Origin of the sequence: Vibrio sp. Of7-15 (assembly GCF_022347565.1) — a bacterium.
Lineage (GTDB): Bacteria > Pseudomonadota > Gammaproteobacteria > Enterobacterales > Vibrionaceae > NORP241.
Window position 1 is genome coordinate 109,273 of the sequence record NZ_JAKRGH010000001.1, and the last position, 16,804, is coordinate 126,076.

Here is a 16,804-nt window from a genome sequence, read left to right on the forward strand (position 1 = left end):
AATAAGTTCAGTACAAATAAAAAATGGCTCACTCTTATGAGCCATTTTTTATTGAAGGAGAAAAGCGGATTTTAATTGGATGAAGAGCTTAGTGCTTTTTTCTCTAGTTCCTGTTTTATTTTGAGAAGCTTATCGTCGTCAGTTTCTACGTTTGCAAGCACTTGTTGAGCTTGAGTACTGTTTTTTACGGCTAATAGAGCTTCAGCGTAATGAAGTGCAACTTCAGCGGACGCTGGTATTTTTTCATAAGCCGAGGATAGGGTATCCACAGCTTCATTTAACTCACCAGAGCGCAATAGACAGTAACCAAACGTATCAGCAACCTGAGGCTGTTCTTTGTTTAACTCGTGTGCTTTTTTGGCGTATTTACAGGCATTAGTAAAGTCATTCTTCTCAAGATAAGCCCAAGCTAAATTATTTAGAGCGACGATGTTATCAGGGGTTTCTTTAATGATTGTATGGTAATTTTTTAGTGCTCTGTCTGGATCAAAGGTTAATTGGATCTCCGCAATTTGCAGTTGGAAAAGCTCTCTTGAGCTTGGGTATTTTCTAGATTCTTTTGCTAAAAACTGAATGGCTGTTTTAGGTTTATTCACCTTTACATAAGCACTAGCAAGTTGTTGTGCGGTTTCAACTTTAGGATACTGCCTATAAAGGCGAGCTAATTTTTTTATTGCGGTTGAATACGCCTTTTTGCTGAGATAAATCTGTGACTCTAAGTTGAGCGCATACTGGGAGTTTCTTAACTCTGGAGGCATTCTTTGTAGCTCAGATAAAGCATCTCCCAGTTTATTTTGTTTGGCTTGTAGTGTGGCGAGTAAGAGAGGGAAACGAGTATCATTAGGGAACTTTTTCACAGCTCTTTTCGTTAGCCTCTCACCTTCTAGCAACCTATCTGTTAATTGATAAAATTGGATGTTTCTAAGGTAAGCAATGGTTTGATCTGGCGCTAGGGTTAACCATTTTTTATAAGCAAATTCAGCGTCTTTATGCCTTTCTTGAGCCAAGTAAAGATCCGCGATGAACGCCCAAGTAGCGGTAGTTCTGCTTTTTTGCGGTATTTCTAGCAGGGTTTTGATTGCCTGATCGGTGTTTTTCTGAAGGTGTTGGCCAACCGCTTTTTGATGGCGTAGGGCAACGCTGTTTGGCTTAGCAACTAACTGCGTATCGATAAGGTCAAGAGTTTTATCTATGTTAGAGGTCGCTTGGGTGTAAGCAAACAGAAGCTTGGTGGCAAGGCGATCTTCAGGGGCTATTTGTTTGGCTTTGTAGGCAAAATCGTAAGCTTTAACGAATTTTTTTTGTTCGCCATGTAGGTGAGCCAGCGCTGAAAGAGCAGGGGCGCTGTCTGGTTTCAGATCGAGGATTTTTTGATACCAGCCTACTGCTGCGTTAAAGTCTTGTTTTTGTCTTTGAATGATCCCTTGCAGATGCATCGCTTGCAGGTCATCTTCATTGTCTTTTAGCCATTGTCTAGAAAGCTCATCGGCTTTATCAATTTGACCAAGACGAAGGTAATAATAAGAAAGCCCCAGTTTTGCCTCTAAGAGTTCGGGTTTAATTTTTAAAGCATCTTTTAAGTTATCAAAACCACTAGTGTCATCATTAGAGAGTTTAATTAACCCTGCCATGGTATTGGTGGTGGTGTTGTTAAACTCGGAATTAGAGACTTTTTGGGCTAGGTTAAGAGCGATGTCGTTTTGGCCCATTTTCGATAAGCCAAAGCCAGTTAGGGCAAGAAAGTCTGAGTCGTTCTGGTTTTTGATTGAAAATTCTTCCAGCGTATCAATAGCGCTTTCAAGATAACCGAGCTTGATTTGCGTAATCGCATACATTTTTTTGATGTAGTGATTATTTGGCACCATAGCTTCGACTTTGGCTAAATGGGCATTGGCTTGCTCGTATTTTTCAAGCTTGAAGGCGGACACCCCTGCCATTAATGATGCTGTTTTCTTTTTAGAACCATTTTGTAAAGCAATATCAGCATGAGTCTGTGTTGCTACATAATCCTCTTGAGAAAAACGAATGTAGGCTTTTAGTTCGTTGGCTAAAACGTGGAACTTAGCGATTTTTAAGATGTTATCAACATACAATTCAGCCCTTTGGAATTGTTTATCGGCGACAAGGGCTTGTGCAAGGTGGAGCTGAAAATGTTTTGCTTCTGGAGCCAGTAAAACAGCCTCTGCATAACTGGAAACGGCCAAGTCAAAGTTTTTCTGTGCAAAAGCCAAATGCCCTTGTAACAACCATGCATCAGGGTTTTTAGGTGACTGTTTGATTAACTCTTCAGCGGTTGTGGTCGCTAAATCCACTTGTGAATTCAGTGCTTCAAAATGGGCTTTCCCCAGTTTGGTATAAATGCTCTCTAAACTGGTTTCTGCCGCCATTGAAATACTTTCTTGAGCCCCTTCGATATCATTTTTCTGGAGCTGTGCGAGTGCTCTTAAACCCATGAGATCGGTGAAAACTTGAGGCTCATTTTCACTGTTTGCGGTGTCAGTTATTTCTAAAACTTCTTCCGCTTTTCCTTGGCTGTATAGACTTTTTGTTAGTAAAGGCAAAATGGATGTTTTGTCTTCAGATAAATGGTGCGCTCTTTTTAGCTCTTTTTCTGCGTTCGCATAATCCCCTTGTTCTAGGTAAATTTTACCGAGTAACAAGCGTGCTTCAGGTAGGTCTGGTGATTTTTGAATAGTGTTCTTCAGCTCGATGGTTGCAGCGGCAGTATTGTTAGCGGCAATGTGCTCTCTCGCCTTGGCAAAATGCTCTTGTGCAGTGAGATCATTACAGCCCAATAAACCGAATGAAATAGCACCAGCGACAGTAAGAGAAAGTACGTTTTTCTTAAATGATGTCATCATGATATTCTTCCTTGAATAATCGCCTTCTATCCAATAATACCTCTAGTATCAATAACTAAGGCGTGTTTGGTGTCAGCTGGTGTGATTTGTCTGAACTGTTTATGATCGACTAAAATTGCAATTACATTTGATGTTTTTAGGGCCTCTTCAAGGGAAACTAGATTTACATTCGATTTATTTAAACACTCGGGTAATTCTTTAATATTGGGCTCAACAATGTTTACTGCGCCAACATCATCTTCAACCAGCTTTTTGGCAATATCAAAAGCAGGGCTTTCTCGTAAATCATCAATATCTGCTTTAAAAGAAATGCCCAAACAGGCGATGACTGGACGTTTGAATTCATCGGCAGATTTTTCTATTTGTTCTAATACATATACTGGTTTGTGATCATTGATTTCACGTGCAGAGCGAATCAACCGTGCTTGTTCTGGATTTGAATGAACAATGAACCATGGATCAACAGCGATACAGTGGCCGCCAACTCCGGGACCTGGATTTAATATATCAACACGTGGATGACGGTTAGCGAGTTTGATCAACTCCCAGACATTGATCTCTTGCGCGTCGCATATCAAAGAGAGTTCATTGGCAAAAGCAATGTTGACGTCTCTAAAGGAATTTTCCGTTAATTTGGCCATTTCAGCAGTGCGAGAGTTGGTAACAATGCACTCTCCGCGAACAAAAAGGGAATATAAATTAACGGCTTTTTGTGCGCATGAATCAGACATGCCTCCGATGATGCGATCGTTACTTACTAATTCATGTAAGACTTTACCGGGCAGTACTCGTTCTGGGCAATGAGCAACAAAGACGTCTGGGTTAGCACTGTGATTATTAGGAAAGTTTAAATCAGGTCTGGCTCTTGATAACCATTGGCAAAGAAGTTCAGTGGTACCTACGGGTGAGGTGGATTCAAGAATAACTAAATTTCCCTTTTCTAGAACAGGAGCAATGGCATCAGCGGCGGATTCAATGTAGCTTAGATCCGGCTCATATCCCTCTTTGAATGGAGTAGGCACGGCAATAAGGAAAGCGTCAGCGGGCTCAGGCGAAAGGGTCGCTTTGAGTTTACCCGTTGTGACCGCGGCCTTAACGACCATATCGAGATCAGGCTCAACAATATGGATTTTTCCCTGGTTTATGGTTTTTACGGCGTGCTCAGAAATATCGCTACCAATCACATCGATCCCTCGAGAAGCTAAAATGGCAGCAGTAGGTAGGCCAATATAGCCTAAGCCAATGACGGCAACACGATTAAATTCCATTTAATATCCTTACTTGAATAAAGTGTCAGTTATTCATCATCCTTGTAATTATTTACTGTAGTACATTTTCTTAAAACTACTAAGCAAACAGATGAGTGGTAAAGGTGGATAACATTGATAATATTTGATTAATAAATTAGAAAAAATCAAACGTAACTTATTAAAGGGTATTAGAAATTATACGATTTATAATAATTTAGGAAAAAGTTTAAGTTATCGACTACTGTTTAGAATAGGGAATGATATTCATTAGTTCAGGGATAGAAAATAATGAAAGAAATCTATAATTCTACTATTGCAGTGATTGGCCTAGGCTATGTTGGTTTACCGCTGGCTGTTGAATTTGGCAAATACTTTCAAACAGTTGGCTTCGATATTAATGCTGAGCGTGTGAATGAGCTTAAAGAAGGTATCGACCACACATTAGAGTGCTCTTCAGCTGAACTTAAGGAAGCTGAAAAATTAACTTTTCATCATCAAATAGACCAACTAAGTCAGTGTAATGTATTCATTGTCACCGTTCCTACCCCAATTGATGAGTTTAAACGTCCTGATCTTACGCCTATTTTAAGTGCTTCAAGAATGTTGGCTTCGGTGATTAAGGAAGGGGATGTAATTATTTATGAGTCAACTGTTTACCCAGGTGCTACGGAAGAAGATTGCGTGCCTATTTTAGAGGAATTATCGGGGCTTAAACTGAATGTAGACTTTTTTGTTGGCTATAGTCCTGAGAGAATTAACCCGGGTGATAAAACGCATCGTTTACCATCAATCAGAAAAGTTACATCTGGATCAACAGAGGAAGCTGCAAAGTTCATTGATGAGTTATATGGAAAGATTATTACTGCGGGTACTTATCAGGCTCCATCAATAAAAGTCGCGGAAGCTGCTAAAGTAATTGAGAATACGCAAAGGGATTTAAATATTGCTCTTGTGAATGAATTGGCGATTATTTTCAATAAATTAGAAATTGACACCGAGGATGTTTTAAAAGCGGCTGGAACAAAATGGAATTTCTTACCATTTAGACCCGGTTTAGTTGGTGGTCATTGTATAGGTGTTGATCCTTATTATTTAACACATAAAGCTCAATCTATAGGCTATCATCCTGAAGTAATACTGGCAGGTCGACGAATTAATGATGACATGGGAAGTTATATTTGTTCTCAGTTAGTCAAGTTTATGCTAAATGCAGATATTCATGTAAAAGGTTCACATGTATTAATTATGGGACTAACTTTCAAAGAAAATTGTCCAGATATAAGAAATACAAAAGTCATGGATATATATCATGAACTTCAAGCTTATAATATGAATGTGGATGTTTACGATCCTTTAGTTGATAAAGAGCAAGCAGAAAAACACTATGGTGTGTCATTAATTCAAGAGCCAGAATACCGCGAGTACGATGCGATTATTGTGGCCGTACCACATAAAACCTTCCTCGATAATGAGTTAATGCACATCTCTGATTATAAGAAAGAAACGTGCATTATTTATGATCTTAAATATGCCCTGCCTAAAGATCACTCGGATGTACGAGTTTAATTGAATTAGTGATGAGGGCGATGACATGAGTAAGTACGAAAGTGTTTGTGAACAATTAGTGAAGCAACCTAAAACATGGCTAATAACAGGCGTTGCAGGTTTTATCGGGTCAAACTTGCTCGAAACCTTGCTTAAGCTAAATCAAAATGTGGTTGGATTAGATAATTTATCCACGGGATATATGCATAACTTAGAGCAAGTTAAAGATAGTGTTTCAAGTCATCAGTGGAACCAATTTACCTTTCACAAAGGGGACATATCTGTTTTATCTGATTGCCAAAAAGCAGTCAGTGATGTGGACTATGTGTTACATCAAGCCGCGTTAGGCTCAGTGCCCCGTTCTTTGAATGATCCCATAACAACCAATAATTCCAATATTACGGGCTTTTTGAATATGCTTGTGGCAGCCAGAGATGAGAAAGTAAAAAGTTTCACTTATGCTGCAAGTAGTTCGACCTATGGTGATCACCCTGATTTGCCTAAAGTTGAGCACAAAATTGGCCAGCCTTTGTCTCCCTATGCAGTGACTAAGTATGTGAATGAACTTTATGCGTCGGTTTTTTCTAAAAGTTACGGCTTTCATACCATTGGTTTAAGGTATTTCAATGTATTTGGTAAAAGACAAGATCCTAATGGTGCTTATGCAGCAGTGATCCCTAAGTGGGTTGATGCATTACTGAATGATAAAACGGTATTTATTAATGGGGATGGAGAAACAAGCCGGGATTTTTGTTATGTCGTTAATGCGGTGCAAGCAAATATATTGTCTGCTACCACAGAAAATCCAGACAGCCTTAATCAAGTATACAATGTAGCATTGGGGGATCGTACCTCATTAAATCAGTTATTCTCTTTACTTACAGAGGGATTAGAGCAGAAAGGGCATGCTGTGGGTGCAACGCCGGAGTACCGTGATTTCCGCCCTGGTGATGTCAGGCATTCTCAAGCTGACATATCAAAAGCGAAAACCTTATTAGGCTACGAACCAAAATATCATTTGTCCGATGGTCTGAATGAAGCTTTACCATGGTACATCAGTGCCAATAATAGGTCGTTATCTTGATGAGAAACCACTATCAAGCGGCTTTGAGTTCTGACTATTTCATTTCTGATGTAGAAGTGATGTGGTCTAACTTGGAAAAAAAGTCTGAAACCAGCTTTTTTTTGAGTTGGTCTTGGATAGGCACTTGGCTAACATCGTTTAATATAAGACCAATGTTACTTGAAATTAAAGATGATAAAGAACGTATCGTTGGTCTAGGTTTTTTAACTAAGAAAGCGTTCAGATATAAATTTTTGACCTTAGAACGATTGTATTTGAATCGTACTGGCGATCCTGAAATGGACCAAGTCTGGATTGAGTACAATGATGTATTGGTTGAATCAGGACTGGAAGATGAAGTAAGAAGTTTTGTATTTCATTACTTAGAGTCAGACTTCAATATCGATGAGATCATGATAGGTGTGAGTGATTCTAGTATTTTTTCTAAAATCAATAAAAAGTTGTTTCATGAAAAAGTGTTTTCGGAATCGTATAGCTATCAGGTTTCTCTGAACTCTGACTTACAAACAGTAGAAGATTTTTTATCATTATTATCAAGAAACACACGGTATCAGATTCATCGTTCGATAAAAAAATTTGAAGAAAATTATGGTCAGTTAAAAATCGATTTGGCAGTAGGAGTTAAAGAAAAGAAAGAGTACTTATCAGAGCTAAAACTGTTACATAAGAATCGATGGGATAGAACACAAACTTCCAGCGGTTTTAATAATGAAAAATTCAATATATTTCATGAAAACTTATTGGGCAATAATGAAACAGATTTATTTAAGGTGACATCAGGTGAGAAGGTCATCGGGTATTTATATTGTTTCAGGTACTCTGGAAAAAGTTTATTTTATTTATCTGGAATTGAAGAGTTTTCTGATTCTAAGTTAAAACCGGGTTTAGTTATGCATTGTTTAGCCATCGTTTACTATTCTAAACTAGGCATAATAGAGTACGATTTTCTCGCAGGCGACTATCAGTATAAAAAGAGCTTATCAAATAAGAATAAAAAAATGAGCTTGCGAATTATTCGTAAGAAAAATATAAAAACAGAAGTTATATCTAAACTTGAATCAATAAAAGGCTATATGGAACGAAGGTGTACCGAAGTTTAGACGTGTAACATTGACTTAATGCTAGGGATAGGCAGTTATGTCAGATTTAAAAAAGCAAACATTAAAAGGCATTGCTTTTCTAGGAGCAGGGAAAAGTGCAGGTCGGATTTTATCATTTATAAATACTCTTATTTTGGCTCGTATCCTCTCTCCAGAGGATTATGGTTTAATGGCGATGGCCATGGTTATCTCTGGATTTATTAGCTTTTTTAATGATATTGGATTAGGGAGTGCCATAATACAAAGAAAAGAAGTGTCTAAAGAGCAGCTATCTGGTGCATTTTATATAGCACTAATGATAAGTATTTTTTTATACATATTAACTTTTTTCCTTTCAAGTAGTGCTTCTGATTTCTATGAAAATCCACAGGTTGAACCTATCTTGCAAGTAATTGCTATTGGTTTTATTTTTGGAGCGATTAAAACGGTACCTAATGCTCTTTTATTAAAAGAAATGAGTTTTAAGTCGATCTCAGGTATAGAGTTCATCTCTATAGTAGTTCAGTGTGCTGTGACACTTCTGCTGGCGTACATAGGATATGGAGTGTGGTCGCTTGTATATGGTTTACTCGTTACTCAATTATTTAAAGCCATTGCTATGATGTGGTTATCTGGTTGGTTACCTGATACCAATGGCTCTATAAAGCAAGCCACAGAGTTAATGAAATTTGGCCTTTCTGTAACTTATTCACGTGTGACATGGTATCTGTATATAAATTCTCAGATACTTGTATTGGGTAAGGTGGTTGGTGAAAAGCAAACTGGTATATTTTCTATGGCACAAACCATAGCGGATTTACCTACTGCTCATATTACAAATTTGATTATACAGGTTGCCTCACCACTGTTTGCTAAGCTTCAAGATGATTTTAATGCATTAAATAATGCGTTATTAAAGTTAACAGCAGGCCTATCACTTATCAGTTTCCCTGTTCTATTTGGTATTATAATAACAGCAAACGAGCTAGTACCTATTCTATTAGGGGATAATTGGGTAGCAGTCGCTATTCCATTACAGTTTTTGTGTGTGATGGGGCTTTTCAAATCCATTGATCCTTTACTAACTCAAGCATTGATCTCTATTGGAAGGGCGGATATTACAGCTAGGTATACTACGTTGTGCGCAATTATTATTCCATGCGCTGTCATTTATGGGGCCACATGGAATGGGATAAATGGCGCGTCCTTACTATTGGCTGTCACATATCCCTTCTTAATGTTTGCTCTTATTTTAATTTCATCTAAATATTTTTCCCTTCCTATTAAAAGTTATTTAAATCAGATGTTTACCCCTATTTCAGGCTGTTTTTTTATGTGGGCTTCAATATATGCCATAGAAACTATTATTCCTGTTTTTATAAAAGAAGTCGAACTGTATCTTTTAGTTATTAAAGTGATTACGGGGGTTATTAGTTATGGGTTTTGGATTGTATATATAAGGAAAGATGGCATCAGTATATTCAAGTCAGTTTTGTTTGATTTGGGTGTGCCTGAGAATAAACTCGATCGTTGGCCTTTTAATGTGAGTCGTTCAAATGCGTAGAGTTCAGTTAAATGTAGCTTACTGGGGATGGAAAGAATTCATTTTTAGTTGTTATATTCATATAATATCTAGTGGAATTAAAGGTAAGCATATAAATGAATTAGAAAGCTTTATTAAGAGTAATTTCGGTTTAGATAATGTTTATCTTCTTAACTCAGCTAGAGCCGGAATTTACCAGTCTTTATTGGTGATGAAAAAAATAAAAACTGATAAAAATGAAGTAATACTACCTAAGTATATTTGCCCAAGTGTTATTGAGGTTATTACTCGTGCAGAGCTTAAGCCAATAATGGCAGATATAAGAGAGGATTTAACCATAGATCCTGAATCCATAGAGTCATTAATATCCGAAAAAACGTTAGCAATTTTGATGCCTCATATGTATGGGAAGGTATCTAAGATCAATAAGATAGTCCAATTATCAAAACAAAATGATACTTTTCTTATTGATGATGCTGCACAGCTTGTAGGCGAGTTTCACCAGAAGCAATTAGTAGGAACTTTTGGTGATGTAGGGGTAGTCAGTTTTAGCCAGTCAAAAACGTTAGTCACAGGTGTAAGAGCTTCTGGAGGATTTCTTATATGTAATAATGATAAAATTAATAATTATCTAATGAAGCAATATGAAGGGGTACCATATTCGGAAAGCAGGAAGTCACCGTTTTTGCATTTTGTTATGACATGCCTATTTAAAAGGTACTTAGGAACAATAGATTATTACTTATCTAGGATAAAAACTAAGCTTGGTTTACCTAGGAAAGACTACTATAAAAGTATTACTAGAATTTCTAATGTAGATGCTAAAATAGCACTTATTCAATTTAAAAAAATAGATGATATAAAAAAAAGCAATAAAAAATCATTAAAAGAATACCAAGAACACCTACATTGTTTAGATTCTATTCATATTCCTCAATTAAGTAGTGGTGTAAATTTTCTGACTCGATTAATAATCAGAACACATAAGATCACTCCAGAAGAGTTATCACAGTTTTTAAATGAAAATGGAATCGAAACAAGAAAAGCCTACATGAATGGGTCACAGCCATTTACTGGTCATCCTGAGTCTGGATTATTAGAACTACCATTAGTTGGTTTAAATGAAGCGGATGTTCAGTATGTTGCATCTGTTTTACAGCGAGCAGAAAGTACATTATTAAAGGATAAGCCATGGCAAATAATACAGCCTTCGTAGTTATTGGTGGTGGGTTAAATGCATTAGGAGTTATTCGCTCCTTAGCTAACTCTTGCCATGTCGTGCTTGCTACTCATCAGGTCGATGGGCCTGCATGGCGCTCTCGTTATGCTCATAAATGGCAAACTCGTAAAACGAATAGTATAGAGTTTATTGAGCAGCTTATTGCTCTAGGAACTCATAATGTAACAAAGCCCATTTTGCTGCCAACAGAGGAGTTGTGCGTTACGCTATTAAGTCAGCATTTAGAAGAGTTAAAAAAGTATTTTATTGTTGACTTGATTCCTTCCCAAGATGTGGAACGTCTGCAGAGTAAGCAAGGGATACAGGAACTCGCAGAGCAAGCTAACAGTCCAATACCGAGATCAATAACAATTGAATCTCTTTCTGATCTTGCTTCTCTTGAGCAGTTGGAATTTCCTTGCATTTTTAAACCGTTGAAACAAAACCCTGAATACGGAAGAAGGTTTAAGAAAGGCTACAAGGTTAATAGTTTGGGGGAGATCTCTGAACTTTATAAAGAAATACATAGTGTAAACCCCGAGATGATCGCACAAGAATGGATAAATGGTGGGGATTCAGATATTTATTTTTACCTTTGTTTCATTGCTCGGAGTGGAGAAGAGGTGACCTCTTTCTGCGGAAGAAAATTAAGATCTTGGCCTGTAGGTGTTGGTGGAACAGCAAGTTGCACTGCTTCTCCAGAGCGTCATGAGGAGTTGCAAAAGCTAACGATAGAGTTCTGTGAAAAGACGGGGTTTACTGGCTTGATAGGAATGGAATATAAGTGGGATCCTATTAAAAAACAGTTTTATATTATCGAGCCTACTGTAGGTCGAACGGACTTTCAGCATGAGGTAGCCACATTATCTGGTGTCAACTTTCTGCAAGAAATTGGCTACTTTTTTGGGAAGTGTACTAAGCCAGAAAGGTATAGTAAGAAAGTCGTTTGGCGCGAATCTTATGCAGACAAAATGGCTCTTAGTACGGGCAATTTTATAGAGGAAGGTAAAGGATATAGTTATTTTGATGCGTTATTTAGAATATCAGACCCAATGCCATTAATATCTACGATAACTAAGAAAATAGGACGAAAGCTTAAACTTTCTTGAGAGATTATCTTTAATATAAATTAAATTCAATATTTTAGGTAGGTTTTTATGGCAAGAAAAGTTGATACTATAAATTTAGCAAGAAAGTTTATGGTTCATCACTCTACTTATGATTACTGTTTATGCTCAACAGATAACATCATCTATAAATATTGTTATAGTAATAAGGTATTATCTGAAATATTCAGATTACCACCTAGAAACCTTGGTTTTATAGGGAAGATAAAAGATTATATCGCGCGTTCAAGACTGTATAGATGTTTTTCAGATAATATTGGTGTAGGGCATGTAACGTTATTACCAAGTGGAACAATAATATCCTTGTATGGTTCTTTATATAGATACGATGGAAGAAAAAGATTAGCGGAAAAAACATTTGACTATAATAAATATGGAATTAAATCACCTTTAAAGGGAGGTATCGCTGTACATCCAGAGTCAGGAAATGCATATTTTGGAGAGTATATTAATGATAAAGTGAGCTCAATAGGAATATATTGTATTTCAGATGATGGAAGAAAAATGCATTGTTGTTATAAATTTGAATCAGATGAAATAAAGCATGTTCATGGTATATTCTGGGATGAGTACAGGCATAGGCTTTGGGTCACAACTGGAGATAAAGACCATGAGTCGAACCTCTATTATACTGATGATGAATTTGATACTTTGATCAAATTTTCAGGTGGAGATCAATCCTGGAGAATGGTTTCAGCAACGTTCACTAAAGACTATATATATTGGGGAATGGATGCAGGAAAAGATGCACCACCAGACTCAAAAAATAAAATATATAGAATGAATGTAGAGACTAAAAAGAGAGAAACCTTAGCTGAGATAGATAAACCAGCTTATCATATAATTAAATCATGCTCTGGAAAAATGTATCTAGGAACAACTTATGAGATAGGTATGCCAAATAACCCTACTAAAACTGCTGATTTATGGTTTTCAGAGAATGGAGATGTTTGGGATAAAATAGAAAGTTTGAATTTTAAGCCGAGCAACCGTAAGGGGTGCACAAAGTATGCTCATCTTTTTTTTCCTACAGGAATACTACCAGATAATGAGATTTTGATTACCCCTGTAAATACTAGTAAATACGATTTTACCTTACTAAGTATAAAATAATTATTTAATTTATCTTAATAAAATGGTTGATTTTTATTAAGATAAATTTGACCATTTTAAATATACGTACTACCATAAATATAGGATAATATTAATAACTTCTCAAGGATGGAGAGGGTTATATGGCTATAATATTAAAGAATAATATTAACTACCCCTTACCGATTGGGAAATATTATTTCCTTCTTGTTTCATATCTAGATAATTATAAATCAATATTTCAACTGAACTCCAAGCTATCTATAAGTCGTTTTCATTTATTTACGACATTTGCATTATTTTTTAGGCTATTTTTAATAACACCTTCTATTTTTTTGAAAATTTTAAAAAAAGATAAGCGAGAGTACTTATTATGAGATCAAAAAAAGTGTTATTGATACTAGCTGGCGGTGGGTTTCTTGGCCAGATGAAGCAAATAATGAAGAATTTAGACTGTGATGATTCTGGTATTTATTATGTTACAGCTGAAGACTCAACCTCGATATTACGTAGCTTAGAAAGCGATAAATGCTTTGTAATGCCAAAAACAACCCATTTTTCAACGAGAAACCCATTTATCCGAGTAAAGGATTTTTTTCGTAGTTTAATAAAAGCTTATTCTATTATTAATGAAATTAAACCTGATTTTATTATATCAGTTGGCTCTTCAATGGCGATACCTCTTTTTCTATGTTCGATAAAATATCAATCAAAGAAAATATTTATTGAAAGCTTAACACGGGTTAATGATTTATCTAGAACAGGGAAAATTATTTATAATTTTAATCTTTCAGATAAATTTTATGTTCAGTGGCCAGAGCTAAGCCAGATATACCCTAAATCTGTGTATAGAGGGAAGGTGCTATGATTTTTGTAACAGTTGGCACATACAGCTTTGATAGATTAATAATGCATATCGATAAGTTAATAGAAAACGGATTTTTTTCAGGTGATAATGTTCTATGTCAGATAGGTTCTGGAGAATTTGAGCCAAAGAATTGCCAATTTTTTAGATATGACAAAGATCTTAGTCGTTATTATGATGATGCAGAGTTCATAATTTGTCACGGAGGAACAGGAAGTACAACAGACTGTATTAGAAAAAATAAAAAATTTATATCTGTAGCTAATGTTGAGTTAGCTGATAACCATCAGGTTGAATTCTTAAATGCACTAAGTAAAGAGGTTGGTTTTTGTTGGGTAGATGATCCAAATAATATCCAATTAATTTATGATAAGGCTAAATATCAGAAGGTTGAAAATAATATAAATGTGATTTTTGACGACTTAAACTGCTTTATTAATGGAAGTAAATAGAGGTAGTTGTGTTATTTAATTCATTTGAGTTTTTATTTTTATTTCTTCCTATATCATTAATGGTGTTTTTTTTGATAGGGAGGGTATGTAGAAATACTAATCTATCAATATTATGGTTAGTATTTGTTTCCTTGTTCTTCTATGGTTGGTGGGATCCAAAGTACCTTTCTTTAATATTGATCTCAATCTGTGTTAATTATAATATCGCAGGTTTTCTTCAACGGTCATTATCATCTAGATCGGCTAAAAAGTTAGTTTTATATTTAGGTGTTTTATTTAATTTATCATCTATTGCTTATTTTAAATATGCGAACTTTGTAGTTTTTGAGATTAATCGGATTTCGTCATTAGAAGTTCATCTCGATAATATAGTATTACCATTAGCTATTTCATTCTTTACCTTTCAGCAAATTGCTTATCTCGTTGATTCTTATAGAGGTGAAATTTCGGAACAAAATTTTCTTCTTTACATGCTGTTTGTGACATTCTTCCCACAGTTAATTGCTGGTCCTATAGTACATCACAGAGAAATGCTACCTCAATTTAGGAATATAAATGTCTATAAATTTAACGAAAAGTTTATTGTTCTCGGTATTAGTCTTTTTACTATTGGTTTGTTTAAAAAATTAATTGTTGCGGATTCAATGGCGATGTTTGCTACACCAATTTTTCAATTAGCGAATAATTTTGGTGAACTATCTATTTTAGATGCTTGGAAAGGAGCGTTAGCCTACACATTTCAGCTTTATTTTGATTTTTCAGGATATTCCGATATGGCCATAGGTTTAGCTTTGCTTATTGGAATTAGGTTACCTTTAAACTTCAATTCTCCATATAAAGCAACGAGTATAGTAGATTTTTGGCGTAGGTGGCATATTACATTATCCAGGTTTTTACGTGATTATTTATACATCAGCTTGGGAGGTAACCGCGTAGGGTTATTTAGACGGCATTCAAACTTATTATTAACAATGTTGATTGGTGGGTTATGGCATGGTGCTGGCTGGACATTTATTATATGGGGAGGATTACATGGTTTTTATTTAATAGTTAATCATTTCTTTAATCATGTAACTTCCAGTATATTAAAAATAGAGTTAGATGGCATCGTTTATGGTTTCTTATGTTGGGTTTTAACATTCATTTCGGTTGTTGTTGCTTGGGTGTTTTTTAGGGCCGAATCTTTTAGTGCTGCACTTCATTTAACGAAGGCTATGGTTGATATATCCTCTTTTCCTAGTTTAGTTGATATTCAATATTTCTTTGGTGATTTAAAAGGGTGGGCATTGTCAATATTACAACTTATAAATGGAAAAGAGAGTGAGTATGAACAAGGTATATTTTTATTTATTGTAGTCTCTACTATTTTTTGTAAGTTTTCACCCAATAGTACTGAGATAGTCAATAAAATTTATGATGTTTGTATAAATAAAAGTTTAGATCTAATAAAAACCGAAGTTTCTTCTTTATCTTTTAGTAGAAAGTACATATCTCCAATGCTTTTGGGATGTGTTTTTTCATGGTGTATATTAAATTTGAATAAGGTAAGTGAGTTTCTTTACTTTCAATTTTGAATAGGTAGAAGGTATGAATTATTATAAAACTCAAATTTTTATTTTTTCATGTACGTCTATCTCGATAATGTTAATTGTGTTTGTTGTTAATTTATTGGTAGATCCTTTATGGTATTTTAATGGCAACAAAGTTACAGATAGAAATTTTGCATTTAATGAAAGGGTTTCAAAGGTAAATCAGTTTCATAATAAGAAAGATAATATTGATTGTCTTATTTTTGGCAGTTCTAGAACAACATTAATTCATGAAAGTAAATTTCAGGATAACACCTGTTTCAATATGTCATTTTCGGCAGGTAGGATAGATGAGTTTATCCAGTATAGTGATTACCTATTGTCTTATTCTAATAATAAGATAGATAAGGTAATAATTTCTATTGAGCCTCAAAATTACTTTTCGACTATTCCTGTATCAGTACCTGATTTTATCCATACTATGGAAAAGCCAGATAGCTTTTTATCGGCATACTTTTCTATGGACTCATTTATTTATTCTTTAAGAACCTTAGTGGGACTTAGCCCTCTAGAAAGGGAGTATAATAAAAACTTTGAGTCAGTGGTAAACACCAGTAAAAAGTTTAATCCTGACTTAGAGTTAGCCCAAACTGTTTCTGGTTTTGGGAATGATTTAGAAGGAGTTAGTCGACAGTATCTTGAGCTTGCTTCACGCTATGAACGTGAAAATGTCATTTTTTATATTCCACCGATAAGTGCTTGGCATGTTAAGGATATGGATGATAAAGGATTATTAGACTATTTTTTAAAGTCTATTCACTTAATATCTAAGGAAGGATTTACGATATATGATTTCTCGATTGTTAGTGATGTTACTGTGAATACCAAAAACACTTATGATGGAAGTCATTACTTTCCTTTTGTTAATGAACGCGTAGTCGAAGTAATAACAGGCGATAACAACGGATCTAATGAATTTGGTTTATATGTAAATGGTATGACTCAGGATAATTATATAGCATATCACAAAAATGAACTGGGCAAACTTAATGGAAGACTGAAGAGAGTAACTAATTCATTGAAAGTTAAGCAAGATAAAAAAATTTAGTCTATATTATCCTTAGGGGAGATTATTGATAACCCACTACTGTAGAAGTC

General features: G+C 35.3%; 13 protein-coding genes. 11 read left to right on the forward strand and 2 right to left on the reverse strand.

The window, feature by feature from the left end:
• Window positions 1-71 precede the first annotated feature (71 nt).
• Both prsT and wecC read right to left on the reverse strand, forming a co-directional pair.
• On the reverse strand, window positions 72-2,861 hold the full coding sequence (gene prsT, locus MHO82_RS00455) for an XrtA/PEP-CTERM system TPR-repeat protein PrsT (RefSeq protein ID WP_239181881.1): 2,790 nt from the start codon (window positions 2,859-2,861) through the stop codon (window positions 72-74).
• A 26-nt stretch (window positions 2,862-2,887) separates the two neighbouring features.
• Window positions 2,888-4,129 carry a UDP-N-acetyl-D-mannosamine dehydrogenase gene (gene wecC, locus MHO82_RS00460; RefSeq protein WP_239181882.1) on the reverse strand — a complete coding sequence of 414 codons (1,242 nt, stop codon included), beginning with the start codon at window positions 4,127-4,129 and terminating at the stop codon, window positions 2,888-2,890.
• A 270-nt stretch (window positions 4,130-4,399) separates the two neighbouring features.
• Here wecC and tviB point away from each other — a divergent pair, with 270 nt between their 5' ends.
• The 11 genes from tviB (at window position 4,400) to MHO82_RS00515 (ending at window position 16,754) form a co-directional block, all read left to right on the forward strand.
• Complete coding sequence (tviB, locus tag MHO82_RS00465; RefSeq protein WP_239181883.1) at window positions 4,400-5,677, forward strand: Vi polysaccharide biosynthesis UDP-N-acetylglucosamine C-6 dehydrogenase TviB; 1,278 nt, start codon at window positions 4,400-4,402, stop codon at window positions 5,675-5,677.
• A gap of 25 nt (window positions 5,678-5,702) precedes the next feature.
• A complete protein-coding gene (locus tag MHO82_RS00470) occupies window positions 5,703-6,740 on the forward strand; it encodes a GDP-mannose 4,6-dehydratase (protein WP_239181884.1) in 1,038 nt (345 codons plus the stop codon).
• Window positions 6,740-7,840: a GNAT family N-acetyltransferase gene (locus MHO82_RS00475; protein ID WP_239182265.1), complete on the forward strand. Its 1,101-nt coding sequence runs from the start codon at window positions 6,740-6,742 to the stop codon at window positions 7,838-7,840. Before MHO82_RS00470 ends, MHO82_RS00475 begins: the two co-directional genes overlap by 1 nt.
• A 37-nt stretch (window positions 7,841-7,877) precedes the next feature.
• Window positions 7,878-9,383: a lipopolysaccharide biosynthesis protein gene (locus MHO82_RS00480; RefSeq protein ID WP_239181885.1), complete on the forward strand. Its 1,506-nt coding sequence runs from the start codon at window positions 7,878-7,880 to the stop codon at window positions 9,381-9,383.
• A complete protein-coding gene (locus tag MHO82_RS00485; protein ID WP_239181886.1) occupies window positions 9,376-10,578 on the forward strand; it encodes a DegT/DnrJ/EryC1/StrS family aminotransferase in 1,203 nt (400 codons plus the stop codon). Before MHO82_RS00480 ends, MHO82_RS00485 begins: the two co-directional genes overlap by 8 nt.
• Window positions 10,554-11,690, forward strand: coding sequence for a hypothetical protein (locus MHO82_RS00490; protein ID WP_239181887.1), 1,137 nt, complete (start codon window positions 10,554-10,556; stop codon window positions 11,688-11,690). The genes MHO82_RS00485 and MHO82_RS00490 overlap by 25 nt, the downstream gene beginning before the upstream one ends.
• A 48-nt stretch (window positions 11,691-11,738) precedes the next feature.
• On the forward strand, window positions 11,739-12,821 hold the full coding sequence (locus tag MHO82_RS00495; RefSeq protein WP_239181888.1) for a hypothetical protein: 1,083 nt from the start codon (window positions 11,739-11,741) through the stop codon (window positions 12,819-12,821).
• Window positions 12,822-13,173: 352 nt separating this feature from the next.
• Window positions 13,174-13,668, forward strand: coding sequence for a PssD/Cps14F family polysaccharide biosynthesis glycosyltransferase (gene pssD / locus MHO82_RS00500; RefSeq protein ID WP_239181889.1), 495 nt, complete (start codon window positions 13,174-13,176; stop codon window positions 13,666-13,668).
• A complete protein-coding gene (pssE, locus tag MHO82_RS00505; protein WP_239181890.1) occupies window positions 13,665-14,117 on the forward strand; it encodes a PssE/Cps14G family polysaccharide biosynthesis glycosyltransferase in 453 nt (150 codons plus the stop codon). Before pssD ends, pssE begins: the two co-directional genes overlap by 4 nt.
• A gap of 71 nt (window positions 14,118-14,188) precedes the next feature.
• The gene (locus tag MHO82_RS00510) at window positions 14,189-15,691 is read left to right on the forward strand and encodes an MBOAT family protein (RefSeq protein ID WP_239181891.1); all 1,503 of its coding nucleotides are present in this window, start codon (window positions 14,189-14,191) and stop codon (window positions 15,689-15,691) included.
• 13 nt (window positions 15,692-15,704) lie between these two features.
• The gene (locus tag MHO82_RS00515) at window positions 15,705-16,754 is read left to right on the forward strand and encodes a hypothetical protein (protein WP_239181892.1); all 1,050 of its coding nucleotides are present in this window, start codon (window positions 15,705-15,707) and stop codon (window positions 16,752-16,754) included.
• The last annotated feature ends 50 nt before the right edge of the window (window positions 16,755-16,804 follow it).